This window comes from Heyndrickxia ginsengihumi, assembly GCF_011008565.1.
GTDB lineage: Bacteria > Bacillota > Bacilli > Bacillales > Bacillaceae_C > Weizmannia > Weizmannia ginsengihumi.
The window spans coordinates 18,819-43,559 of the sequence record NZ_JAAIWK010000017.1; the positions used below are offsets into that span (position 1 = coordinate 18,819).

Annotated in this window: 23 protein-coding genes; 3 read left to right on the forward strand and 20 right to left on the reverse strand. The window is 35.2% G+C overall.

Annotation, left to right across the window (positions count from 1 at the left end; translation table 11 throughout):
- Positions 1-29: 29 nt before the first annotated feature.
- Positions 30-206, reverse strand: coding sequence for a hypothetical protein (locus tag G4D61_RS11065; protein WP_163173917.1), 177 nt, complete (start codon positions 204-206; stop codon positions 30-32).
- A 766-nt stretch (positions 207-972) separates the two neighbouring features.
- Between G4D61_RS11065 and G4D61_RS11070 the strand changes: the two genes are divergently transcribed.
- Positions 973-1,356, forward strand: coding sequence for a hypothetical protein (locus G4D61_RS11070; RefSeq protein WP_163173919.1), 384 nt, complete (start codon positions 973-975; stop codon positions 1,354-1,356).
- A gap of 863 nt (positions 1,357-2,219) precedes the next feature.
- Complete coding sequence (locus G4D61_RS11075) at positions 2,220-2,651, forward strand: hypothetical protein (protein ID WP_163173920.1); 432 nt, start codon at positions 2,220-2,222, stop codon at positions 2,649-2,651.
- Positions 2,652-4,281: 1,630 nt separating this feature from the next.
- On the opposite strand, the gene G4D61_RS18190 is transcribed toward G4D61_RS11075, so the two are convergent.
- Positions 4,282-4,686, reverse strand: coding sequence for a hypothetical protein (locus tag G4D61_RS18190; RefSeq protein ID WP_235929360.1), 405 nt, complete (start codon positions 4,684-4,686; stop codon positions 4,282-4,284).
- 1,256 nt (positions 4,687-5,942) lie between these two features.
- On the opposite strand from G4D61_RS18190, the gene G4D61_RS11090 reads away from it, so the two are divergent.
- Positions 5,943-6,653, forward strand: a complete 711-nt coding sequence (locus G4D61_RS11090) for a hypothetical protein (protein ID WP_163173922.1) — start codon at positions 5,943-5,945, stop codon at positions 6,651-6,653.
- A 351-nt stretch (positions 6,654-7,004) separates the two neighbouring features.
- On the opposite strand, the gene G4D61_RS11095 is transcribed toward G4D61_RS11090, so the two are convergent.
- The 18 genes from G4D61_RS11095 to G4D61_RS11180 all read right to left on the reverse strand — a co-directional run bounded on the left by G4D61_RS11095 (position 7,005) and on the right by G4D61_RS11180 (position 24,734).
- Positions 7,005-7,367 (reverse strand): hypothetical protein, encoded by a 363-nt coding sequence (locus G4D61_RS11095; protein WP_035354223.1) that lies wholly within the window; start codon positions 7,365-7,367, stop codon positions 7,005-7,007.
- 29 nt (positions 7,368-7,396) lie between these two features.
- A complete protein-coding gene (locus G4D61_RS11100) occupies positions 7,397-8,392 on the reverse strand; it encodes a glycoside hydrolase domain-containing protein (RefSeq protein ID WP_163173924.1) in 996 nt (331 codons plus the stop codon).
- 30 nt (positions 8,393-8,422) lie between these two features.
- Complete coding sequence (locus G4D61_RS11105; protein WP_052137848.1) at positions 8,423-8,818, reverse strand: phage holin family protein; 396 nt, start codon at positions 8,816-8,818, stop codon at positions 8,423-8,425.
- Between the two features lie 29 nt (positions 8,819-8,847).
- Positions 8,848-9,084: a hypothetical protein gene (locus G4D61_RS11110; RefSeq protein ID WP_163173926.1), complete on the reverse strand. Its 237-nt coding sequence runs from the start codon at positions 9,082-9,084 to the stop codon at positions 8,848-8,850.
- Positions 9,081-9,506 (reverse strand): hypothetical protein, encoded by a 426-nt coding sequence (locus G4D61_RS11115; protein WP_235929361.1) that lies wholly within the window; start codon positions 9,504-9,506, stop codon positions 9,081-9,083. The genes G4D61_RS11110 and G4D61_RS11115 overlap by 4 nt, the downstream gene beginning before the upstream one ends.
- A 112-nt stretch (positions 9,507-9,618) precedes the next feature.
- Complete coding sequence (locus tag G4D61_RS18520; protein ID WP_163173928.1) at positions 9,619-14,535, reverse strand: phage tail spike protein; 4,917 nt, start codon at positions 14,533-14,535, stop codon at positions 9,619-9,621.
- On the reverse strand, positions 14,536-15,225 hold the full coding sequence (locus tag G4D61_RS11125) for a phage tail domain-containing protein (protein WP_163173930.1): 690 nt from the start codon (positions 15,223-15,225) through the stop codon (positions 14,536-14,538). It abuts the gene before it with no gap.
- A 1-nt stretch (position 15,226) separates the two neighbouring features.
- Positions 15,227-18,712, reverse strand: a complete 3,486-nt coding sequence (locus tag G4D61_RS11130) for a phage tail tape measure protein (protein ID WP_163173932.1) — start codon at positions 18,710-18,712, stop codon at positions 15,227-15,229.
- A gap of 180 nt (positions 18,713-18,892) precedes the next feature.
- On the reverse strand, positions 18,893-19,237 hold the full coding sequence (locus G4D61_RS11135; protein ID WP_163173934.1) for a hypothetical protein: 345 nt from the start codon (positions 19,235-19,237) through the stop codon (positions 18,893-18,895).
- 79 nt (positions 19,238-19,316) lie between these two features.
- Entirely contained in the window at positions 19,317-19,895 is a 579-nt protein-coding gene (locus tag G4D61_RS11140; protein ID WP_163173936.1) for a phage tail protein, read from the reverse strand.
- A 5-nt stretch (positions 19,896-19,900) separates the two neighbouring features.
- Positions 19,901-20,308 (reverse strand): hypothetical protein, encoded by a 408-nt coding sequence (locus G4D61_RS11145; protein WP_205603261.1) that lies wholly within the window; start codon positions 20,306-20,308, stop codon positions 19,901-19,903.
- Complete coding sequence (locus tag G4D61_RS11150; RefSeq protein ID WP_437177747.1) at positions 20,298-20,696, reverse strand: hypothetical protein; 399 nt, start codon at positions 20,694-20,696, stop codon at positions 20,298-20,300. The genes G4D61_RS11145 and G4D61_RS11150 overlap by 11 nt, the downstream gene beginning before the upstream one ends.
- Positions 20,689-21,051 (reverse strand): phage head closure protein, encoded by a 363-nt coding sequence (locus G4D61_RS11155; RefSeq protein ID WP_235929362.1) that lies wholly within the window; start codon positions 21,049-21,051, stop codon positions 20,689-20,691. The genes G4D61_RS11150 and G4D61_RS11155 overlap by 8 nt, the downstream gene beginning before the upstream one ends.
- Positions 21,029-21,349 (reverse strand): hypothetical protein, encoded by a 321-nt coding sequence (locus G4D61_RS11160; protein ID WP_163173938.1) that lies wholly within the window; start codon positions 21,347-21,349, stop codon positions 21,029-21,031. Before G4D61_RS11160 ends, G4D61_RS11155 begins: the two co-directional genes overlap by 23 nt.
- Complete coding sequence (locus G4D61_RS11165; protein ID WP_163173940.1) at positions 21,349-21,648, reverse strand: hypothetical protein; 300 nt, start codon at positions 21,646-21,648, stop codon at positions 21,349-21,351. Before G4D61_RS11165 ends, G4D61_RS11160 begins: the two co-directional genes overlap by 1 nt.
- Positions 21,649-21,688: 40 nt before the next feature.
- A complete protein-coding gene (locus G4D61_RS11170) occupies positions 21,689-22,834 on the reverse strand; it encodes a phage major capsid protein (protein WP_163173942.1) in 1,146 nt (381 codons plus the stop codon).
- Positions 22,835-22,839: 5 nt separating this feature from the next.
- On the reverse strand, positions 22,840-23,565 hold the full coding sequence (locus G4D61_RS11175; RefSeq protein ID WP_163173944.1) for a head maturation protease, ClpP-related: 726 nt from the start codon (positions 23,563-23,565) through the stop codon (positions 22,840-22,842).
- Positions 23,565-24,734 (reverse strand): phage portal protein, encoded by a 1,170-nt coding sequence (locus G4D61_RS11180; protein ID WP_163173946.1) that lies wholly within the window; start codon positions 24,732-24,734, stop codon positions 23,565-23,567. The genes G4D61_RS11175 and G4D61_RS11180 overlap by 1 nt, the downstream gene beginning before the upstream one ends.
- Positions 24,735-24,741 lie beyond the last annotated feature (7 nt).

Consider the following 24,741-nt stretch of genomic DNA (forward strand, 5'->3'; position numbering starts at 1 on the left):
AATTAAAAACGCCTACAGCGATATGATTATTATGAATTTGATTTTTTTTGAAATTTACCAACAAAAAACGCAGCACACAGAAGAAAAATCACACCTAAACTAATACCGATTAACACCGAGTATTCAAATACATTTTTTAGAGCAAAACCACCAGCGATTGATACTATAAATAAGCAAATGAAGAATACAGTATAATTATTTTTCATAATTAAATCCCCTTTTCCAATATTATACTATCTATCTCAAGTTTCTAAAATTCTTTTCTGATTGCTGCCTATTGATTTCATCAAATCGTTATTTCCCACTTTTAAACGAATACTTAAAAATACTAATTACTATAAATCTCTATTCACTGACTAGACATGCACACACCCTCTTACTGCTAGAATCTAATGCAGGCATGAGATATGTATAGGAAAGATTAAGAGATGAAGTCTTCAAATAGATACAGATGTTTAATCACATTTTAGGAAAAAAAATAAAGAAGGATCAATAATTTGAGGAATATATGAAAAATGTGCTTGAATGTTTTTTAAAAATTAGGCAATCTTCGGGCAGTTCTATAATCAAGGATCAAACTAATAAAAATGCCTAAATAATAAAACCCCTCAATACCAGAGGTATCAAGGGGTTTATGTATTAATACATTTGCATGTATTGTTCTCTTTCCCAAGGGTGAACTTGTGTACGGAACATATTTTTTCTCTTTTTAATTTAATATTAACCTCCATAATTCTTGATTTAATCATATTTTGAGATAGTATCCTTCATAAAAAATAATTATCTTTTATATTTTTGTGGGTGATTTGTGGGTGATTTTGTGGGTGATCTAAATAAAATTTTATTAATAAAAAAACTATGTTTCTATTTATCAATAAGGATTCCAACACTATTGACAATACATTTATTTGGTTTAATTTATTAGATAAGAAAGGCGATGAGTTAATATTATAGATTATAGGGAGGAGAAAGATGAGTTTTGACACTATTATACCCTTACAGCGTCTACAACAAATGCAACAGGCACAAGCTGTGGCAGGGAGAAAATTGATTCTTAAGCAGACGGTATCGACTGCAGATCTGTGGGTAACTGGGATTGGGGTAACCTTAGCGATTCCAACATTATCTCTTTCTTGCTGGGCTCTAATTGTTTATTTCGCAATTAAAGAAATGGTTAGGAAAACATATCTTGTAAGGAATGTAGCAACTGGGGGGAAATTCAGAGTATATAAAGATGATTTTAAACAATATAAGAAGCAATTTAAACATAAAGAAAAAGAAATACGTACTATTTTGGATTTAGAGAAAAAAGCGGAAATGCTTAGCGAGATTGTTAAAGACACAACTGAAAAATGATCCTTAGTTTAAAAGATATTTTAAATTCCACTATTTTTTCATATTTAGGAAATTTAATTGGTGGTTTTACTACAACAAAGTGTTGTCTATTTTCACCAAAAAAGAAAGGAAAAATTTTTCATTAGATTTTCAATCAGCTTTATTATATTTATGATAATCTTAGGATTAATAATGCCATTTTTAAGTCTCGTTAATTGCCGTTACTCTTACTGGAGTATTTTCTACATTGTGAATAAACGAAGAAAACTGACTTTATTATTTTCAAAGCTAGAAAAAATAATTAATATGTGCTCTAAAAAAGAAAGCTCTCGTAAAATTGAGAGCTTTCTCCACAAGAGAAATAATGATGAATGAATGATTACACTTATTTTATAATGAATACATTTACCTTACAATTGCATATTATTATTTACATAAATTTACCAATAAATAATAAGAAAATTTGGTTATCTCTCTATGAATTAAAAGGATTATGCATAGAACTCCACCAAATATGCTTCTACACTTTTAGGAGCTTATCTGTGAAGGTAATATGGAGAACCTATGTATATATTTCCTATATAAAAATCAAATTATACAAAAAAGCAGAAATATTTCCACTCCACAAAAAACAAGCCCCATCAATGGGGAAATGGAGCTGAAAATTGGAAGTGACACTTCATCATATGTTACTCAATATTGTAAAGCAATCCTTTAAACGCCCATTTTTATAAATAAAAAAAACATCATAAGAGCCATAGATATTAAAAAAATTAATTATATAATTAACTTATCTGTTTTTTTATCCTGCATACAATTTGTAAACTATTATTGGGCTTAAATATAAATTAATACCTAGAAATTATATCTTAGGAGGTTAAATCATGCACCACATATTTATATTTTTTCATGTACTAAGTGCTTTATTATTAGGATCATTTATTGTCTTTCCTTTTATTATTATGCGCTTTAATGATCTTTCCCTGTTAGAACAAAGAAAAGTATCTAACACTTTGTTGTTCTTTGTTAAAGTAGGAGAAATTTCATTAATTGTATTGCTGTTTACGGGCACTGCGATGCTCAGTGAATTTGGTAAAATGTCTGCATCATTATGGGTTACTACATCTAGTATTTTACTATTTATTATTGGAGCCTTACTTGGTATGATGCATAGTAAATTAAAGGCATTGAATTCCCTAAATCTGGACAAATTTCAAATCTACAAATACTATAAAAGATTACGGATTTATAGTTGGATAACAATGCTATCTGTTGTTTTAGCCATTTTAGTTATGACTAATCCTGAGATTTTATAAAAATATATCGGAGAATGAACTCCATAAAAGAATTAAGAAAACATATAATTGACCAGAAGAATAAACAAGAAATGAAGCCCTTCCTGAATGAGGAAGGGCTTTTCAGTAGTGAGTGGAGCAAATTTATAATGTCCATAAATAATTAAATTATTCGTTCTGGAGAAATGAAAAAGAAGGAGAATCTCTCCTACTCCCATCCTTCAGGTGCCTATTTAGTTTCCACCAAGTCACATTAGTTAACTTTAATATATAATGTGATATTTTAATCATCAATAAAAAATCCCCCACAAATGTGAGGGGTTTTTTACGCGGAGAATGACATAGAAACCTTATTACATTTATTTCCATATAAAAATTAAATCATACATTTTATACCAAAAAAGAAGCAAGACAATTCCTGCTCCTAATGAAAAATTCAACTAACTATAGGGGAGATCCTAGAGTTAAAATAACTATTCATATTAATCTTATATTATCACAGTTCATTAAACAATCCGACAATCTTACCGTTTTTTTATAATTTTCTTGAAACTATTTTCATAGAAATAATACTTTAAAATGGTTAAGTTTCAAGCACTAACAAATTACTTAAAATATTTCAAACAACATAGGAGCTCTCATAAAAAACGAGAATTCTTCCTAAAAGGGAATAATAATAAATAATTACAATAATTCTATAATAACTGAAATTTGCTGACAATTGGTTCCACTCTTTTACATAATTTTACCAAATAATAAATAAGCAAATTGCTCCTACTCCAAAAAAATCCCTACATAAGTAGGGCTTATCACAGTGGAAAGTGCTCACAATTATTTTATAACTTTAGACCTATTTATGCAATATTGTTGTTCGTAGTCTCTACAATGTTGCTACTCTGTTTATTTGTGAAAGACCCCAAAAAAAAAGCAGGATAATCCCTGCGTCTGAACAAGCACCATCACTAGGGGGAGTTAGGGCTTAAAATAAGAAATGCAACTACTTCCATAATACACTGTTTAATATTATTAAACAATCCGGCAAACACCTATTTTATAGACAGTAAAAATAGTCCTCCATCTTGGAGAGGACTATTTAAAAGGAGTAGATTCTAATGTAGCACAATTTTATTATTCACATATTTTTAATCATGTATTCATGATAATAATAAAACCCATCTCACAAGAGATGAGTTTTAACAAAGGAGAAGACTTGATTAAATCCGTATATCTATATTCTCCATATGAAATCAAAATACGCATTGTAAATATAAAAAAAGCAGGACTATATCCTACTTTGCAATAAACAAACCCTGGAAAATGAAAAGGAACAGGGCTTAATTAAGAAAAAAACAAAACTATATTACATTATTCAATATCATTATATAACCGAACAAAAGCTTATTTTAGGATAGTGGAAAAGTCCTTCTAAAAGTATTTGGATAAAAAAAGTCCTCTTCCTAAATGAAAGAGGGTGTCACAATGGGCTATTGGAGAACCTTTATTTATAATTACCAAGACCAAAAAATATATACGTCATTTATAAAAATAGCCCATCATGGCACTTAGCCCCAAAAGTTAGAGTAGTATATCTAATTTTTTATGTCCAAATATAGTGAGAAATTTAAAATACATCTTGTTATTGAAAATTTTTCTACCACTCTTCACCTTTACTATGATGATGTTTTTTATGTTTCTTTTCGTGTTTATCACAATCGTCACATTCATCTGGAATACCTGGATCAATAACAACATTTTTGGTCACTTTTTTATAAACATGCTTTGGAACATTTACAATATGCTTTTTATTAACACGTATAATTGGATGAACGTAGGTAATCTCCCGTTCTACGTACGTGTCATTAACAATGTACTCGGGATCACAATAAATAGTAGTATTATTAGTGCTATTAGTATTGTTCGTGTTGTTATTGAGGTCACTAGTATTTAGTAAGTTATTAGATGTTGTAAACTGATCTAAATAGCTAGAACTACTTGATGTTCTGTAACTATCAGATAACCAAGGTCCATTTGACCCACTTGTCCGATGTTTACCCATTATCGTCACCTCCTTTCATCTTTCTCTATATAAAATGATTTTGGAGAGTGATTTGAAACGAACAAGTGTCTTATAGTAAAAAATTTTATCCAACAACATGAAAATGTTCTTTACAACATCCACTAAGAACTATATTTATGTATAAGATTAACCGTCCTGTCTCATATTAATTTAAAATGAACAAAAGGAGGAGATTTTTGTGAGGTTAGCAAAAACTTCAGGAAGAATTACCTATTTAGGATATTCCGCTATCATACTTACAACCATATATACCATTATAATTACTTCTCTTGCATTAAAGACAATGAGTATGGTCTCTTATATTTACAAAATCAATACTCAAAAATAAAGAATACAATAATTGCACTTAGGAAATGCTCTCAAAGTTAAATATTCTACGAGCAAAGTTCTACCCATTATTAATGAATACCAAAAAGTCCCTTGCTAAAGTATGAGTGAGGGGCCTTCTTGGAGGAAAATAAAGGGTATAATAATATTTTCGCAATGACAGACAATCAACCATTCATTTAATTCATAATTCTGCACAAATTCGAAATTCAATAAAAGATTAATTAAATACAGTTCCACTGAATATCAATATCTCCACCCTTTTCTCGGTTCTTCCTGTTATCAAAGTAAAAAAGTCCCTTTCAAATTTGAAAGGGAACACAAAGGTTTATTAGTCAACTTTAATATTATAACTAATTAAGAAAAAAATTATACGTTCCAAATAAAAAGTTTCCCCTCACTAAGGCAAGGGGAGATTGTGGAGGAAAACAAGTTATAAATAATCTTCCCCCACGACAATCAAAATATTCATTTAACCCGAAGTTTTTCACCAACATAGATTGTATATTCCCTGTTTAGTTTATTCCATGATTTAATCTGAGATATGGACGATCCGTACTTTTTAGCAAGTCTGGATACAACATCACCTCTGACAACCTTGTGATATTTCTTAGCACTAGATGATGTAGAAGCTGTGCCACTTAAGAACAAAGCATTAACAAATCGTTTGCAGCTTTGTAAACAACCTTACAAATATTCATGCTTGTTAACAAAAAACAGCCGGACATTAAGCCCGGATGTTAGATTAAACAAATATGTTCATTATAGAATAACCTAAACATGTTCCCAAAACTATACTAGCTATAAAAAATTTTTTCATTCTTTTTCCTCCTTCCAATTAAATCCCATAAATGTTATATTTTATTTGTATATAAAATAATGAATATTATAAAAAAGAGTGGATGTAAATGAAACGAAAAATTTTTAGTACCCTTGCTTTAGTAGTTTTGATGTTTGTTGTTACTATTCCTGCAAATGCCAATGAAAATGTAGGAGAAACTTCCAATTTAGAGAGAATGGAAGAGAAAATCGACAACACAGTTGTTATAACTGATAAGAAAACAAATAAAAAGTTTGTACAAAAAGCTAAAAATTTAATAGACAATAAAACTGCTAAGTTTAATATTGAAATTAATAAAATACAATTTTCTGAAACAAAATTAATTAAATACTCTGATGGTGATATTACTTACTATATGGTTAGCATGCCTGTAAAATTACAAGATAGTCATGAGTTAAGTAATGCTTCTATTATATTTAAAAAAGATGGATCTTTTGTAAGTACAACTGAATTTTATCTTACAAAAAATCAAAATGGTAATTTCCGTATTGCTGAATATACTGACGGTAACGAAACAGCAATAAAAGATACAGAATATAAGTTTGAAACAGCAGAAGAATTTAGAGCAAATCAACAACTAATTTTAACTAAAGGGTTTAATATTAATAAGTTAGCATCATGTTTGGGAATTTCCTCTGCTTTAGCAGGCGCAATTGCTTCTGTATGTGCAGTGGCCTGTGCAGTAACTGCAGGTGCTGGGTGTATAGCTTGTTTGGGTCTCGCAGCTGGTTTTAATATTGGAGGAAGTGCTGCCTGTATTAAAAGCGCTTGGAAATAAGGAATTTGTTTGGAGGTATAAATGTGCATGGAGATAAAAGTACAGTAATCTATTTACTAATATATTTATTTATTAATGCCATTGGAATTTCACTAAAAAGTATTTGGATAAATATAGTATCTTTATTACTTTTGGTTTTTATAGCCATAAGAGCATTAAAAAAATACAGAAAAAATTTAAATACTAATATCAAAAAGTAATGTTTTAGAAACAGATTAAATTACTACACTTAGAGAATAGACAGCCTAAATATTAGTTTTATTTTTAAAAAAGAGCTCCCACAGATGTGAGGGCTCTTTCAGTAGTGAATGGTGTAGATCATAATATCTGTTAAACCTAAAGATATTCAGCCTATGCGGATTGATCTTCCTCTTTCACTTCGCTTACGACTTCCTTTCCAGTTTCTTTTATTGTAGATAGCAAATTTTTAATGTCTGCCTCGGTAACGTTTCCGCCTTTGGATTTAACAAATTCTGTGATCGTTTCAGCAGCCTTGTCCTCTGTTTCCTGTGAAACCAATACTTCTTTTAAATCTGTTGCCACTTTCTTTGTGAGTTCTGCAGCAGTTGATTTACTAGTTAAAAACGCTTCTACCTTTTTCACCTTAGCAATATCTACATGGTGTTTTAAATAAGCGATACCTAGAGAACCACCGCCAATCACCACAAGTTTAATCACGTCTGTTAATCCACCGGAAATAATTGTTTGTAACATATAAAATTCTCCTTTTTTATTTAGATTTTTTAAAACATTACATTCCATGTATCTGGTCCAACAATTCCATCTACTGCTAATCCATGTCTTTTTTGATATGCTTTCACTGCTGCTTCTGTTTTAGCACCGTATAGTCCATCTGCAGTTACTCCTACCGCATTCTGAATTCGGATTACATCTTTTCCGGTGCTTCCGTTTTTAATTAAATGCCCTGGATAAGGAACGATTGCTTTTCCATTTGTTTTTGCTTTAGTTGTTGGTTTCTTTAGTTTTAATTTTTGCCCAGGATAAATTGTGTCAGATTTTAAGCCGTTCCATGTTTTAAGATCGTGATAGTCCAAACCATATTTAGCACCAATTTCACTTAATGTATCTCCCTTTTTAACAGTATAAGAATCTGGTACAGACACTTTTTTGACTACTGTTTTTGTCGATGATGCTTTAACCGTTGCGACTTTACCCCAATGCCCTGGATCTTTCTTTATATCATTGCGATCAAGTGAAATCCCTGATACGGAGACTCCATTTTCATATTGGTGCATGTGAATAAAGTCAGCTACTTTTCCCCCCGACCAAGCATAAGTTTGCCAATGATAATCAACCATGTCTTTCATTGCATTAATGACGCTATACGATCCATATAAACCAATTTTATAATCCTTGATTGTTTCTTTTACGCCTGCTAAATAATCCTTAATTGCGCCCATATGTGAGGATTGAGCGTTATAATCAACCGTAAAATAAATAGCCGTACCTGTAGGTTGACCAACTGCTTTTGCATATTGTTCAGCTTCTTTTGCATCTGCAATACCTTGTGATTTTGTAAAATAGCCTACATATGTTGAATTTTTCTCAAAAATACTAATAAGATTTAATCCTGCGTCATGGATGGCTTTTGCTTCAGCTGCATCAAATGTTTTCCAGCTGTTACCAAGATAACGTGCTACATAATCAAATCCCGCAGCCTTCAATAGTTTGGCTGTCACTGTTGTTAATTTTGTTGCACAATCAAATCCTTTTGACATCTTGATTTCAACTCCTCATCATTGTTGTAATTATTTGTTTTCCTTTGATTTTCCTTTTAACACTTCAATAGCCCTTGTTAGTTGCTCTGGTACAGGTAAGCCAATCCTACCTGCGTTCTCAGTAATACTCAATAATTCATTTGCAAGATAAAAAAAGATGGTAGCATCACGGAACATATGATTGTTACCGAATACTCCATCTATAAAATGACCAATTGCCACTAATAAAAAGATCATTATCTTTTTAGGGATAGATTTAAAACCTACTTTACTACTTAATTTTCCCTCCACATATGACGCCATCATTCCACTTATATAGTCAAATATGACAAATATTAATAAAACTGGCAACAACGGCGACCAACCCCAAAGATACCCTATTACCGCACCAAATACGGTTACTATGAATTTAAATGCTTTGTCCACACTATTCCCTCCAATAAAAAAAGCCTTTATTAGGAGGCCTGTGTTGTTGTTTGCATATTTAATGATTCTTGTACTTTTTGAATAATTAATGCTGTGAGTTGTTCTGGATTTCCAGATGCAGCTGTATATTCATCTTTAGTAACAGTAACATATCCTGATAAACTGAAAGTCGCACCTGAACTATTAAAATTAAGGTTAACGCCTGTATAATCGTTGTTATATCCATTTGAGTAATTGAAATTTATGCCTGTTAATGTAATTTTCATTCTTCTTCCCCTTCTTCGTCAATTTTAAATTGGTCACAAAGATAATCATAAATTTCGGACTCTTGACCTTCGTATTCAACATCTTCAAACTTCTTCAACGTGTGTTTGATTGTACGAATCATTTCACGGTGATCACCACCTTCGATGACCACTTTTTCAGCGTATAATTCTTTAAGATCATTATTAAAAGCAACCATGTCTATAACGTCATATTTGCCGTTAATGATGATTGCTTCGCCATTTTCATCTTTATTAGAATGTTCTTTAAGTAACTCGATACGATCTTCTTCAACAATTTTGGCTCTTTCTTTTAATAAATCTATCAATCTTCTGCGATAGCGTGATTGTTTACGTGCAAGTTTTAACCCATACATAAAATCTATCACTTGTACCAATTTTCCATTTTCAATTTCTACTTTCATTTGAGAACCTCCGTCCTTCCTACACTCATATTTATCACATACTATAAATTTAACATGTTAAACAATAAAGACTCTGCCAAAATACGGTCAATTTACGGTCAAAACTATAATGCTATGCAACCTCCAATTTTGCTAATCTGCTTTCAAGCTCAGCAATTTTTAATATTAGATTTTGATTTTGCTCGAGTAAAATGGATATTTGGTCATTATGATCCTTTGCAATTGGGATTAACAATGTCCAAAGCCTATCGTACATAACACTCTCAATCGTTCTTGTCCCATTTTCATCTGGATCAGAGTAAATAACATATTGGTTTAATCCTGCATCCTCTACATCCTCAGCCACAACTCCAGGAACTCTTTCAATATATGGAATATCCTCTGCATCCCAATCAATTTGCTCTCCGTGGGCTTGTCTGGTTAACAGATCGGAATAAGTTTCAATGGTCCTTTTATCGAACCATGTTTTCGGCACCACGTTTAGAATTCTATAAGATATTTCATCCGGTACTTGTTGTTCATCAAGTTTATATTTTCGTGCTGAACTTGTTTTACCAATAACTCCTGCACTAGTAATGTGAGCATTAGCGCTGGAAGTATAAGTTCTACTAGAAAAACTTGGTGAGTAGATACGTGCCCCAGAGCTATCACTTCCAACACTTAAACTGGCTCCACTTCCACTGAGTTCAACACCCGTTGTTCCAGAAACATACATGGTTGTGCTGAAATTCGTAATTGTATTTGCCCCATTGAGTCTAATATTTCCCACTTGCATTGCTTTAGAAACTGTTAATGCACTATTAAAAGAATCCCATGTAAAATTGACTTTACCTAATAGGTTGATAGTATTCCCACCTATATAAATTGTCCCAAACGCAGATGAATCAAGGTATAAATCCCCACTTAATGATTCAACATATAGATCAACGTTTGACGAGATATCAGCTTTACTGGTAGTTACTTCAATGTCTAAGTATTTTCCAGTCAAATATTGTCCAGCTGTAGTCAATGCATTCAAAGTGATACTAGCTGGTGAAATGTCAGTTGTTAAGGTTTCTTTACCTCGGTTGTTACTGACTGAATTGTAAATGCTTGATTGATCAACGGATATGCTACTTGGATAGCTTTTTAATTGAATTGAATCAGCTCCATATTCAACTGTATTTCCATAAGAAGAAGCCGCATACATACCTCCAGAGAACATTTCGGTTCCTAATGTATTGCCCCCACTTGTATAAATCGTTTGCACTTTACCTGTGAAGGATCCAGTCCCACCATTTATTGTAATTGCATTTAATGTGCCCGATTTGATATTTGAAGCGTTAAGATTGACAACACTGACTTTGGATGCATCTAAGGTTCCTGCTGTGATTTTTCCTGCATCGATGCTCTGGATCATAGCCGAAGTAATGACCGCGTTATCGATTGTGGTTTGACCTGTGATGTGTACTTTGTTTCCGGCAATGAGAATAGATTCAGTGGATACATTGATTTGATTGATAACGTCATTCTTTTGTACACGTAAATTGATGTCATCTGACAATTGGCTGATTTGCGATTGTGTCGCTAAATCTTCCGGCGCTGGAGACCAACCTACATACCTGTTTCCAATAGTCACCATGAAATTCTTGACTGTAACTGTACCGCTCTTGATGTAATCAGCACGTAACTGTACATAAGCCTGTTTATATCCTGCTACATAGTTAGCAGGCAATGGCACTGAAATTTTGTATGCCCCATCAGTAAGAGGAATGTTACTAACTGCATCCCAATGACTAGTGTTATTATTATCATAGGTATAGAATTGTAATCGCATACCGGGAGTACCAGTAGTAGAGTCACCGACAATTCCCGAAACAGTAACATCACAAGATATATAGACATGTCCGTTCAATTCATTCTGATTAATGTTATACACAATTGCGGTTTGGTTATTGATATTACTAAAACTAGACATAGTGAATGGGTTGCCTGTTTGTAACGCTAAATTTCTTACACCAACTTGTAAGTTATCCAGGTTTGTTTGCACAGAAGTTATCTTACTAGTTAAGCTATTTGCTGTTTGTGTCAAGCTTGACTGTGTTGCGTATGTGCTGGCAGCATCTTGCACTGATAATTTGCTTTGTAATGCCTGCGCTGTTTGCGTGACAAAACTATTGTAAGTGTCCTCATCTACTTTTGTAGATACCGTTTCTTGTAATCCGTCTACTGTTTGAGTAAGCGTACTGATATTTCCTTCGGCGTCCGTTATCCTTGTGGCAAAACTACTGGATGTTTGTTGCAATGCACTTATGTTACCTTCTGCATTTCCAATTCGTGACACTGTACTATCCAGCGTTTGCGATAGCGTGTTAAATTGGATGACTGTCGCCATATCCTCAGGTGCTGGCGTCCAATCTGTTGCTTTTGCTCCTTTTTCTAATTTGTACCTAGATACAAATAAATTTGTAGGGAACGTACCAGAGACAATTCTTGGTGTTGTTGCAGCTTTTACCGCTGTTGACGGAGCTATAAAAGTGTATTCAACTTTAGTCCATGTATTGGCAATTAGATTCACTGAGCTACCAGATAACGGATTGGTCTCTACGTTATTTGCGTCTAGAAATTTCGGCAAATGCAAAACAGTACAATTCTTATCTGCTTTTACCCAAAAAGACATTGTATATTGCTTCGAACCCTCTACATTCCCAAAAGGTGTATATATCCCCCCGTTGCTTGCTGGTACTGTGACCGAAACTGATTTATGTCCTTGATAACCATCTGAAACTACTAGATTAGTAGAACCATTGAAAACAAGCCATCCATCTGTCCCTAAATCTCCTGTTGAATTAGGCGCTAAATTTGCGCCACCGATTTGCAAGTTATCGAGATTTGTTTGTACAGCTGAAATATTGCTCGTCAGGCTGTTTGCCGTCGCTGTTAGTGCCGTCTGCGTCGCATATTTGGCATCTGCATCCGTTTTTGTAATACGTGCAGCAATCTGGTTTGCCTGTGTTGTCAGCGTTGCTTCCGCCGTACTTACCCTACCAGTTAGCGCGTCAACCGTGGACTGACTGGCTTTTAATGCAATTGCATCAGCATTTTGACTAATCAACGTACTATGGTTGTCTACGATATTTTTTAACGTGTCCACAACGTTTTTATCTGCCTTTAACGCAATATCATTTGCGTTTTGCGTAATAGCTGTCTCAGCCTCATCCACACGTCCGGACAGTGTATTTACCGTCGTAACGCTTGCTTTTTGACTCAATGTATTATTTATGTTTGTAATATCTGTTGTATAAGTTGTCGAGCTTACAGCGCCTATCTGATTTGCCTGTGTCGGAGACAAATCAACCCATGTGCTACCATTCCACCTCCGCATAATTTGTGGCGTTTTGGATGTATCTATCCACAGCTGATCTGTTGCTGGATTAGATGGTGCAGTATTGGATTTTATAATAGACTTTTCGCGCGTATTGGCATTGTCATTGGCGGCGTTTGCCTTATTAATTGCATCCTGCGCATTAGACATCGCTGTCTGTGCGTTTGCTTTGGCTGTACCTGCCTGTGTAGCCGCATCGGATGCTACTTGTTTAGCTGTGTTTGCTGTGTCAGTCGCATTATTTGCCGCCGTAAGGGCAGCCTGTGCTTTATCAAACCCATCTTGTGCCTTATCAATAGCATTTTGTGCATTCTGCGTCGCCTGATTTGCTGTGCTAACAGCATTATTGGCTTGTGAAAGAGCATTGGCAACATCCTGCTGAACTAATGACACATCCATGTCCATAACTAACTGCCATTGCACTCCATCAAAGCGATACGTGCGAGTATATTCACCATCTACAACCTTAAACCAAAGATCACCCTTTTGAGCGTCTATTGGTTCATCAGGACCATAATAAATGGTATTCTTCCCGTTTGCTGCTTGAATCGCAGTGTTTGCAGCAGAAACGGCTTGATCAATCGTATTTTGTACACCATCAGTAACATTATTTACAGTATTAGATAGACTTGTTTGTAGGCTTCCTGCGGTTACCTTTGCATTTTTCTCCGAAATCACATCGTATTCAATTTTCACAACTTTGGTTGTTGCATCCACATTCATTTTTTTGTGATGGACTGTAATGGTGTCACCCATTCCAACAAGTTCTAAAGCTGCAACATTTTTGTATTCTTCTGTTTTCCAAAGAGATTCGAATGTAACCTCCATCGTAACAGTGGGCTGATCATGCCCCCCACTATTAAAATAAGTGGAGGACTTTGCATATAGGCTATCCTGATCGATTACATCTTCATCTTGACTGTAGTCAACTGGTAAAATACGAATAAAGTTATAAGCATTGATATTCGGACTATCAATGTATTTACCTGGTATTGTCAGCACCGTACCATCTTCTAATGCCTTGAACGGAAAAATTCGAGTGACAACATTAGAAATATCAAACTTAGCTTCTAATCCTGTTAGGTTTTTTTCATAGGATACAAGCACACCATCGTCTGATCCACGCTTTGCATGGAGAATCAAACGAAAATTATCCCGTTCTATTTCTCCGCCCCAGTTGTCGATAATCGATCCGTCGATTCCACCAATCATCTGTAAAGGATTAGTACGATAAAGCTTTGTGCTAGATTTTGTAACTGTATTATCACTTGAAATGGTGAATCGTGTTGGATAAGCTAAATTATTCTGGATTGTTTCCATTGCTTCAGCTGCAGTCGCCTCATCCAACTCCAAACTTTCAACAAAGTTTCCAGCTAAATCATAGGTAATATGCTGAGCATCGATCACAAGATTGTCATTTTCTAAGCTTTTATTAATTGCGTAAATCCTGAATAATTGTAGATCTTGTTTATCGTTAGCTTTTGCCTTAATGATCATTTCATAGTCAATTACATCAGCAAAAAGTCCATCTGAATCATATTCGATATGCAACTCAAATTGTCCATTTGCTTCTTCTGTTGCTGTTGCGGAAATGGAATCTCGTAATATGCCTAACCCGTTATGCGTGAAGTCTGTCTCATCTGCGCTATAAAGTATAGGATACACTCAAATCCACCTCCATCTTGGATTAATCTCTAATTTGCTAATATCTCCGTCAAATTTGACAATACTTTGACCATTCGGTATCAATAAAAAATCACCAACCATATGATTATTTAGATTGGTGATTAAATCATTTTCAGCTTTATAGGCATTCATCATTTCGCTATCTAACTCTATAAATCCGTTGATATCCTTTATCGTAATAACCTGGTCACCTAAATAAATGTTTCCGGTCCCAGCTACATAACATTTAATATACGGTTCTGCTTCATATCCTAGATTATTTAAGGTTGTTTGTTGCGTGACTTCGATCGTATCCGTTTCTTCATAAGCAAATGGATCTAACGTGAATGTAACAGTAAACTGTCCATATTCCAGAATGTCATTAGTTGCATCATCAATTACAACGGATTTAATCTTATAATAGATACCTGGATCATCCTCAAATGATAACTTTTTAGCATTGAATATCACTTGTTTCGCTTGTCTAAATGCCTGTTTAAATGAGGCACTTTCTAGAAAATCGAATGTTATTTTATATTCAATGTCTTTAAAAGCATATTTTTTTGTTAAAGAACCATTTCTTCCTCTTACCTCGATATGTTCAATATCCTGTTCTGGGGTAGGAATCTCAGGACGCTCTGAAACACTTAGATTGATTTCTTTTATATTTGTATTGTCTAAGTTTATCAACTCAACCACCCCATGCTGCTTTTGCTCTTTGTCCTGTATTTCCTATTATTACATCTACTTTTTCCGCTATTTTATCAATGTCTTTATCATCTCTCACTGTGTTATACATAATGATCTGATTGTTATTAGTAACACTGTGCCCTAATTTATTTTCTGCCATTTGCGGCAATGTTGAAAGCATTCGATTTGCAACTGCATCTGCAAATGGATCCATACGCTTTCCGGTGAGCGGTAACGCTGCCTCCGGTCCCGCTTCACCGATCCCGATAATACTTGCTTGATCAAAAAAACCACCATTTTTATACCAATCTACAGAAAGATGAGGCACAGATGGCGGTTTTAAACTAAAGTGACCTGTTAAGTGAAAGTGTGGAAGTGGTGGCATACTAATTTTAGGTAGATGAAGATGCAACCCACTAAAAAAGCCCTTAATTTTACTAATAATTCCACTAATGGTATTCTTAGCCGCGTTGACTGGCGAAACCATCGCGCTTTTGATCCTGCCCCATACGCTTGATGTAGTAGACCTTATACTGTTCCAAACACTTGACACTTTAGATTTCACCCAATTTATTGGCGTAGAAACAGCTGTTTTAATGGAACTCCACACGCTACTAATAACACTTTTTATTTCATTCCAGACACTTGATGTCACGGATTTAATTCCGCTCCAAACACTAGAAACCTTTGATTTCACAGAGTTTGTTGCGCTTTGCACAGCTGATTTTATACTATTCCAAACTTTTGAAATGACGGACTTAATCGCGTTCCATACGGAAGAAGTTACCGATTTAATTCCGTTCCAAATTGATGAGACAACAGATTTAATTGTATTTGCCGTACTTTGTACAGCCGATTTAATTCCATTCCATACTTTTGAAATAACCGATTTTATAGAATTCCATATACTAGAGCTTGTACTCTTAATGGCATTCCATATACTACTAAAAAAACTTTTAATCGGATTAAATATGGCTCTTGCCACCGATATAATTGCATTCCAAATCGTTGAGAAAAATGCCTTTAAACTATTCCAAACACTGCTGGCAACACTTTTTATCCCATTCCATAGAGTTGCAAAGAATGTCGCTATTGGCTGCCAAATTGGAGCCGTCATCGCCACAATCACATTCCATGCTGCTATTAAAAGGGAGGAAATGACAGTCCATGCAGCACTTATCACTTCTTTCACCAATAAAAAAATGAACGTGAAAACGTCCACCAGTCCATGCCATATCGTTGAAGCAATACTAACAATCCCTTGCCATATTCCAGTTATCCATGTCGTGAATCCAGTCCATGCTGTAGATGCAACAGACGATATAGAATTCCACAAATTGGAAAAGAAAGCTGAGATACTTCCCCAAATGTTTGATGCAACAGTTAATATTCCTTGCCACAAATTGGCTATCCAGCTTGAAAAACCACTCCATATACCTTTTAGCCAATCAATTATAGAACCCCAATTTTTTATAACGAGAATTACTGCCGTTATTACTGTAATAACGGCTGCTATTACAGCCAATACAGGACCACTTAATAAAGCTAAAAATCCCCCCATTATAGCCCCAAGAGTACTCAATATAGTACCGATTATCGGAAGTGCAATAGATATAGCTGCTATTAAAGGGGATAATGCAACAAAAACAGTCACCAGTGCTCCTAAAACCTCAATAACAACCCTTACCGGTGTGGGAAGATTAGAAAACCATTTAGCCATTGAGCCAATCATTTGCACTACAGGAGTAAGGGTATTTACTAAGTCCTGACCTATGGGAGCAAGAGCATCCTTTAACTGCCTTAACGTTTGTTGCCATTTTTCTCCGGGCGAACGCTTAGCCATTTGATCAGCCTTACCTGTCACATCATCAATAGCTTTTCCAGTCTTGGCAAAAGCATCAACTGCTTTATCTCCAAGATCCTCATATTGCGTGCCCATAGCCGCATTTCCCAATGCATACTTCTTTGTCTTATCATCCGTATTGGATATATCTTTATTAATAGATTGAAAGACCTGTGCAGCTGTTGCCTTTCCATCTTGGAATTTTTTAAACAGCTCTTGAGTCGTTTTTGAATAGTTACCAATATTTTTCTCAATGGTTCCATCTCGTAAACGAATACCGAATTCTTTCACTGCGTCAGCTGCCTTGTCAGTATTAAATGCACCTGATTTCATCCCTTTATCAATGATGTTCAGCATATCTTTTGCGCTGAAACCTGCCTGAGCAAATTGAGGACTATATTCATTTAAGGTATCTAAGAAATCATCAGACTTATTAAGACCATCCTGAAAACCCGCTGCGATTAAATCTAATGAGTCATCTGCCGAGACACCAAAATGATTCATCAACTGCGAAGCAGCTCGAACATTTTCATTTACATCAGTATCAGTATGTTTCCCAATTCCGATAATCTTGTTAGTGACTTTTTCTAAATCACTATTATTCAGGTCACCCATGTTCATTTTGACGCTCTGAACAGCCTTAGAAGCAGATTCTACAGAATCAGTCACACCGTGTTCAAATACGTTTTTTGCAACTCCCTGAAGCTTTTCTGCTTCTTTAGAAGTTAAACCAAGATTATTTTGAATATCTTGCTGACTGTCTGCCATTTCCATTCCAGTCTCAATAGCAGATTTTCCAAGATCAATAACTTTATCAGAGACCCCAGATAATACCTCTGCTGCACGGAGAAAATTGCCTGCTGTAACCTTTTTACTTAATTCTTCCATTCCTTCTGCTGCATTTGAACTATTTTCCTTAATTTGCTCTAATTCATGATCAAGATTTGCAACAGAAGCCTTGGCAGCGTTTAACTTTGCTGCCATCTGATTAGCTTCAGTGGAGTTTTTACCGTATTCTTGTTCAGTTAATGATAATTGTTTTTCTAGATTAGCAATAACTTGCTTGGTCAAATCTACTTGTTGACGTAAATGAGATTCAGCTGCAGCCAATTTGTCCGCTTCACTTGCACTATCGCCCATTTGAGTCTTTTGAAGTTTATATTCACTAGCAAGTCGTTCGCTAGATGAACGAAGGTTATTTTGTTCATTCTGCAATTGTTGTAAGGCTTGGCGATTTTTATCGGATTCTGAAACTGACTCTGTTTCTGCTTGTTTGGCTTTTTCTAATGACTGAGTGGTAAGAGTAATCCGATTTGCTAATTGTTGTTCAGCTATTTGCATACTGCGCAATTTTGTTTCCATCTTACCAGCTTCAACTGAATTATCGCCAAATTGTTTTTTTACTGCTTCTAATTGCTGAGCTGTTGCCTGTGTCTGTTGTCTTGCTACTTCATATTGTTTTTGTAAACTATTCAAAACAGATTCAAGTTTTTCTGATTCTGAACCTGTCAGTTTTAATTGTTCTTGTTCAAGCTTTAATTCCTGCCTCATTTTTTTGGCAGACGATTCCATTTCAGACATGGCTTTATTAAATTCCTGATTAAACACCTTAAACGTTACAGTTGATTCATTATTTTTTGCCACCTTGTTTTGCCCTCCTTTCTTCCTCAGATGTCTTCCAATTTTCATAAGCTGTTTTGTTTTCTGCGATTAGATGAACAGATGATAATGGCAAATGCCAAAAATCATGTTCAGAAATGCCCATAATAAAAACGTAGAGGACATATAAATCCTCTACGTTTTCAATCTCAATCTTTGGCAGCTTTACTTTTTTCCAGTGCCAGCAACCTTTTTAGCAAAATTCTCTTGAAAAGATTTTTTGGCTTTCTTAGAAATGACTGCAAAATAAATAGGCATATCATTTTCAATATCCAATTCATAGTTTTCAAGGAATTCCTCGAATTTAAGATAATCTTTTTTGTTTGCTTGTCGATAAGCTGCATAAAGAGCCTGCAATGTAGAAATAGGATCTAAGTCCACATCTGCTTTCATGAATCCCTTAAGAAAAGTCCCATCAATCACCTTTTCCTTTTGTAACTTAAAAAGAGTCATAGCTGTGACATTGATATCGACTTCTTTAACCGTTCCATCAATAAATGTAATCTCCATTCTTTTTCACTCCTTTTTTAAACAATGTGATAAGCGTTCGTTTTTGTGCTATCACATTTAAAAATCTACAGATGAATTGTTAGGGTGTAGGGATTTCCTTCACCAAATCGTATGAAAAATTAGTACGCCATTGGTCTGCAATTGTAGGATCGTCTAGCTCTTCAATAAAGGCTTCGTAATAACATTTATTGTTGTCGTCTACCATTGCAGTAAATTCCAATTCAAGCTCTGCAACTTCATCAGCACCGTTTTCAATAGAAATGGTTAAGCCAGAAGAAGATGAACAGTTTGGAAAGGCTAATATTTTTGTAACGTCCTCAAAATCATCAATTACATCGGCAGTAAGAACAAATTCTTCTCCAATGCTATCGGATCCATATGAATAAATACCTGGCTTTAGTCCTTCATTTGATAATCCAAAAATCTTACGTAATGGCGCGACCTGAACATGGGCATTTATTTTCAATGTCATGCTCTGTGGTTTGGAAATACTTTTAACCGTTACACCCTCTTTTTTCTTAGTAATGGTCAACATTTCTGTTTCTCCATCGATTTGTCCAGTAGCACCGAATTGTTGAGCTTCTGTATCGCTCTGAAACTTGATACCAAAATTAGTAATTCGGACAGGATCAAATTCTACAATGGTTGTTTGCCCCATATCTCTCACTCTCCTAATGTATTATTTATTTCGTTTATTACCGCAGTACTAAGATCATCTAAAATCTTAGGTGTTGCCTTTTCTAAGCCTTTTTTCATAAATTGCTTTGGCTGATTATGCTTTGATGTACCAATACCTAAGTCGGGATATTTAATATAATCAAATGTTTTTTTAGGACGAATGAAAAATTCCAAATTTCCATATTTCACATTCAAAGCTTTGCTATCATGGGCATGCTTTTTACGCTTGGGAGACACCGGAATTCCACTTTGAATATTATCCATCGCTTTTGGAGCACCCTTAATTCTTAAAGTATCATTGATCACTTTTTCAGATCGATTAGGTATTTTCTGCATGTTTTTAAGAAGTTGGTCAATATTCCCTATGTCCATACTCCACTCATTAGATGCCATATTTTAAAGACCTCGTAAAGTTAAATTCGATTGAATCCACATAGGCATCTTCTTGTCCTTTTTGGACATAGCCTTTATCAGAGCTAACAAATTGATATCCGCAACTTTCAAGCGTAGTAATAACATCCAATTGAGTACCGTCGAGGTCATCCACATTTTCAGCGTAGAAACGGATTAGAACATCCTGCAAAAGCGTAAATTTCTTATCATCAGCACGACGCATTCCGCCTGTTTCAAAGATAATGTAATGATAGACTCCCTTTAATTCGACTTTGAATTCATCTTCACTTACGCTATCCTGATAAACTTTAATTCCTAAAGTGGATTCGAGGTTATTAATTAGTGCATTATTTAACTTTTCAAGACGCGCTTTACTTGATTCATTCACCACTATCACCTTCCCTTTTATCCACTTTGTGCAAATAAAAATAGAGATAATTACTATCACGATCAGTATTGATAATGATGTAATCATCTCCGTCAATTTGTACAAACAAATTTTCTTTATCGATTTTTCGTAAAGATGGAGGCATAGGTGTTTTTAACTTTAAATCTAGGGTGGAGCCCATTGCCCCGAACTGTAAGTAATCACTGTCACGGACAGATAATTCACGATAAAAAAGCGAACCCTGTGGAACAAATTCTTTTCCGATAACTTTCCTCGATTCAGAGCGTTTTGTTTTATAGGTTCCGTATTGCAACAACCCGTCATTAAAGGTCTCACGTACCCGTTCCAGTGGCATCTTCTTCACCTACTTCAAAGTCATCTGCAGCGACTTTTAAAATTAATCTGCCTAATTCCTTACGAAAATTGTCTTCAAAATCAGAAAGAGCGTTGTTCCAATCATATCGGCAACGCTCCATTAGCAACTCCCTTTCAGGGGAAGAATCTTCAAATGTAAATTCCGTACCACATAACTCGTTAAAATATTTTTGCCCGCGATTTAGCATTCTAGTAAGCTGCCGATTAGTCGAATCATCATTCCAAGTTACTTGTAATTTATCTTTTAACTCGGTTAACAAATCATCTATCAAAGCCATTACTTACCATCGCCAGTTGGAGCAGCAGTCTTAGCAGCTGTATCGGCAGTTTCTGTTTTTGGTGCGTCAACAGTTTGTGCTGTCTGAACATCTTGTTTCGGATCTTCTGCTACCGTCGTTTCTGCGGGCTTCACTTCTTCGCCAAGAAAAGCAATTTTGTATTTATTTCTTTTCTTTTGTAAATAGGCAACCCGATCAGGATCCGCTTCAAAACCTTGTTTTGGGTATTCCTCACCCTCTTTATAAAGCGTATTGTTATGTTCCTTTTCAATAAAATCATTCAATACTTTGTAACCCATTATCATTCAGCTCCTATTCGTATTTTTATATTTTTTATAATCAAGGTGTAGGGATGTCTGTACCAATGCTACTAATATCAAATACTTGATAAGCATTGTTATCCAATGGACGACCATTTGCATATTGTTTTGTTACATAAACATCTTCATCTTCTAAAATACGTAATTCCTTCGCCACTTCGATTTGGCGAGTTGATCCTACTCCTAAGAAGTAATCCTTACCCATACCAGCAACCATTTTCCCAACTGGAACAGAGACAGATTGAATGATCGTTGCTGGGATTGGTAACACTCCGTAAGCATAAGTGCCGCTTTGAGTTAGGACTGTTGTTGCTGGGAAAATTCTTGCCCAGTAATCGGCAGGGTTAACGACCAATAGAACATTTGGAACTGTGCGTTTTCCATCATGAGTTAATGGATACATCACCTTTTCTCCAAGTGTTTTCGGACTCAAGTCTGTGATTGCTGTTGCAGCTTTATCTGGATAAACTCCATTGACTACTGCACCGTCTAAATCTTTAAGCATTCCGATTGGTTGATCACTACCAGTTCCATTTACCACAGCTTCCTCAAGGGCAATTGCCATCGCTTCGGCAAGCACCGTGCGAACGTATTGATCTAACCAAGTAGGACCCAAATCCAACATCGCTTTTGCGACTGGGATGAAAGCTGAAAGCTTGAATAGATTTGTATTTACGGTTTCAAATCCATCATCCATTTTTTCTTTAATGGCATCTGTCAATTTCCCCCAAAATGCTGGGTTCACATCGCCTTTTTTAGTGATCCATTGTGTAATACCTGTTGTGTTTACAAAAGTAATCGCATTAAGTAAAGCGTGATCACGAACTAATTCATCGAATACACGATTAATTACTGTTGCAGGGACTAATTCTTCTACTCCTGCAAATCCCTCATTGGCGATGACTTCATTGTAAAATTTAGTTTCTGCTGAGGTTAAAATACGAGCTCCACGTTCTGTCAAAATACGTTGATCGTTAAACTCGGATTGTGCGGCCGCAGTCGCTTTTTCTAAAATATCCTCCTGGATACCATTTGCAAATTCAACCATGGCTTCTGCTAGTGCTTTCTCATCGTCGTCTTTCATTGCGGCTAATAATTTTGCTTTCGCTTCATCTTGTTGCTGTTGTTGCTTGATTTTTGCATTATCTAAATTTTTAACTGGCATTTATATCACTCTTTTCCTTTGAAATTTTGTGTTGCAAGATTAAAAGCACTTATCATTGCTACGAATTTTTTGTTTGCATAATCTTCGAATTCATTGTCCTCGGTCTCTTCCTCGTAAAGATCATCGTCGTCTTCATCATCTGCTTCATCATTGGCCTGTTTTATCGGCTCTGCTATCTCATCGCAAAATCCATAAGCCAATGCCTCTTCTGCAGTTAAGTAGGATTCTTCATCAAGTAGCTTTTCAAGCTCCAATTGTTCACCTTTAAAACGACTGGTATAAGACTCGATTAGAGCAGAATCTACTTTGGCTAAAGTATCAGCCTGTTTTTTTAGCTTTTCAGCATTTCCGTAAACCAAACTAGATGCTCGATGGACCATGAGCATAGTATTTTTTGGCATGATAATTCTATCTCCGCCCATCGCTATAACGGATGCTGCACTTGCAGCAATTCCATCAATATAAACATTGATGGTAGCTTTGTGATTCTTTAAAAGGTTACAAATTGCCACACCCTCAAAGGCATCTCCACCATTTGAATGGATGTGAACATTGATAACAGGTGTTTTTATTTGAGCTAATTGACTGCGTACTTCACGAGATGTAATACCGCCAAACCAGAAACCACCGCCTACGGTTCCATACATGTACAGATCAGTTTCATTTTTCTTGTCATCATTTTTCATTTCGAATCTAGGTTCGATATAATTCATGACTAGAGCGTTCTCCATCACCCATCACCTCCCTTCACATTTTGTAATTGACTTGCATCCATATAGTTTTTCGTGACAAAACGTTTATCTGCCCAAGGTTCGTCAATGCGTTCACCGCCTACCATATCGATAATGTCATTGATTGATAGCCCTGCGATGGCAAATAGCTTGTCCAAGGCAGTTGCCATGTCGTTTAGATCCGTTACCTTAATCCGGGATGTATCGATTTTTAAATAACTCCCTCCGAGATAGGCATCTTTTCCGTACATTTTCTTGTTAAATTCGGCACTAATTAGTTCGACCAATGGATTAATACAGAACATCAAGAAATTATTTGTTTGGCTTGATACGTCCACGACATCGCCTTTGACAAGACCACGGGGAACATGAAAAGCTGTTGCTACAAAATCAAAAACGTCATCAACTAAGCTACGCACGTCTCTGCTATCTTGTTTACTGGCTCCGTTTTTTCCCGTTCCAGAAAGATCGTCCATTTCATAGCCATTTTGAAGTTGAAAAATAGCTCCTGCATTATCTGCCTCAAGCCACGGTTTAAATTGATCAGTCATCATTTTATTGATTTTTTGTTGCGTATCATTGTTTTGAGATCTTAAAAATTCACCTTTTAAGACAAACTTTTTTGCATTTGAACGCTTGTATATGCCTTTTGCAGATTCTAGGATTTTCCCGTAATCTTTATAAAAGCTATTGATAACATGCATGATGTCTTTATCATTTAGCTTTAAATAAATAACATCGGACTCATTAAAAGATCCGGTAAATTGAAAATCTCCAACAGTTACCTGGGAATAGATGGAATCTCTCATGACATATTCATCAACTTTAAAGCTGTCAGCAATAAAAAGCTGATCATTCGCCATGACAATCAAACATTCGTTTTTGCGAAAAAGATTACTGACCATTTTCTTTTTAAACTCGGTTGCATTTTGATTTTTGTTGGGTGCAACGTTTAGCAAATAATAGTTATCTGCTTTTACCGATTTGCCTTTTTGGATGGTTTTAAATTCACACCTGACCAAAGCATTCGCAATCAAGTTAATGCAAGAGTCCACGGCGATGCGTTTATATATTTCTTTTGCAAGCAAACTAACAAAAATAGTTTGAATTTCTCCGTCAACATCTTTGTAAAATGGGTTCCAAGATTTTACCCAGCTACCAAAACTCATAATTTCC

Excerpts from the sequence above, each read along its gene's own strand:
- G4D61_RS11065 (WP_163173917.1), bottom strand. The coding sequence starts at position 206 with ATGAAAAATAATTATACTGTATTCTTCATTTGCTTATTTATAGTATCA.
- G4D61_RS11070 (WP_163173919.1), top strand. The coding sequence starts at position 973 with ATGAGTTTTGACACTATTATACCCTTACAGCGTCTACAACAAATGCAA.
- G4D61_RS11075 (WP_163173920.1), top strand. The coding sequence starts at position 2,220 with ATGCACCACATATTTATATTTTTTCATGTACTAAGTGCTTTATTATTA.
- G4D61_RS18190 (WP_235929360.1), bottom strand. The coding sequence starts at position 4,686 with ATGGGTAAACATCGGACAAGTGGGTCAAATGGACCTTGGTTATCTGAT.
- G4D61_RS11090 (WP_163173922.1), top strand. The coding sequence starts at position 5,943 with ATGAAACGAAAAATTTTTAGTACCCTTGCTTTAGTAGTTTTGATGTTT.
- G4D61_RS11095 (WP_035354223.1), bottom strand. The coding sequence starts at position 7,367 with ATGTTACAAACAATTATTTCCGGTGGATTAACAGACGTGATTAAACTT.
- G4D61_RS11100 (WP_163173924.1), bottom strand. The coding sequence starts at position 8,392 with ATGTCAAAAGGATTTGATTGTGCAACAAAATTAACAACAGTGACAGCC.
- G4D61_RS11110 (WP_163173926.1), bottom strand. The coding sequence starts at position 9,084 with ATGAAAATTACATTAACAGGCATAAATTTCAATTACTCAAATGGATAT.
- G4D61_RS11115 (WP_235929361.1), bottom strand. The coding sequence starts at position 9,506 with ATGAAAGTAGAAATTGAAAATGGAAAATTGGTACAAGTGATAGATTTT.
- G4D61_RS11135 (WP_163173934.1), bottom strand. The coding sequence starts at position 19,237 with ATGGAGATTACATTTATTGATGGAACGGTTAAAGAAGTCGATATCAAT.
- G4D61_RS11140 (WP_163173936.1), bottom strand. The coding sequence starts at position 19,895 with ATGGGGCAAACAACCATTGTAGAATTTGATCCTGTCCGAATTACTAAT.
- G4D61_RS11145 (WP_205603261.1), bottom strand. The coding sequence starts at position 20,308 with ATGGCATCTAATGAGTGGAGTATGGACATAGGGAATATTGACCAACTT.
- G4D61_RS11155 (WP_235929362.1), bottom strand. The coding sequence starts at position 21,051 with ATGCCACTGGAACGGGTACGTGAGACCTTTAATGACGGGTTGTTGCAA.
- G4D61_RS11160 (WP_163173938.1), bottom strand. The coding sequence starts at position 21,349 with ATGGCTTTGATAGATGATTTGTTAACCGAGTTAAAAGATAAATTACAA.
- G4D61_RS11165 (WP_163173940.1), bottom strand. The coding sequence starts at position 21,648 with ATGGGTTACAAAGTATTGAATGATTTTATTGAAAAGGAACATAACAAT.
- G4D61_RS11170 (WP_163173942.1), bottom strand. The coding sequence starts at position 22,834 with ATGCCAGTTAAAAATTTAGATAATGCAAAAATCAAGCAACAACAGCAA.
- G4D61_RS11175 (WP_163173944.1), bottom strand. The coding sequence starts at position 23,565 with ATGGAGAACGCTCTAGTCATGAATTATATCGAACCTAGATTCGAAATG.
- G4D61_RS11180 (WP_163173946.1), bottom strand. The coding sequence starts at position 24,734 with ATGAGTTTTGGTAGCTGGGTAAAATCTTGGAACCCATTTTACAAAGAT.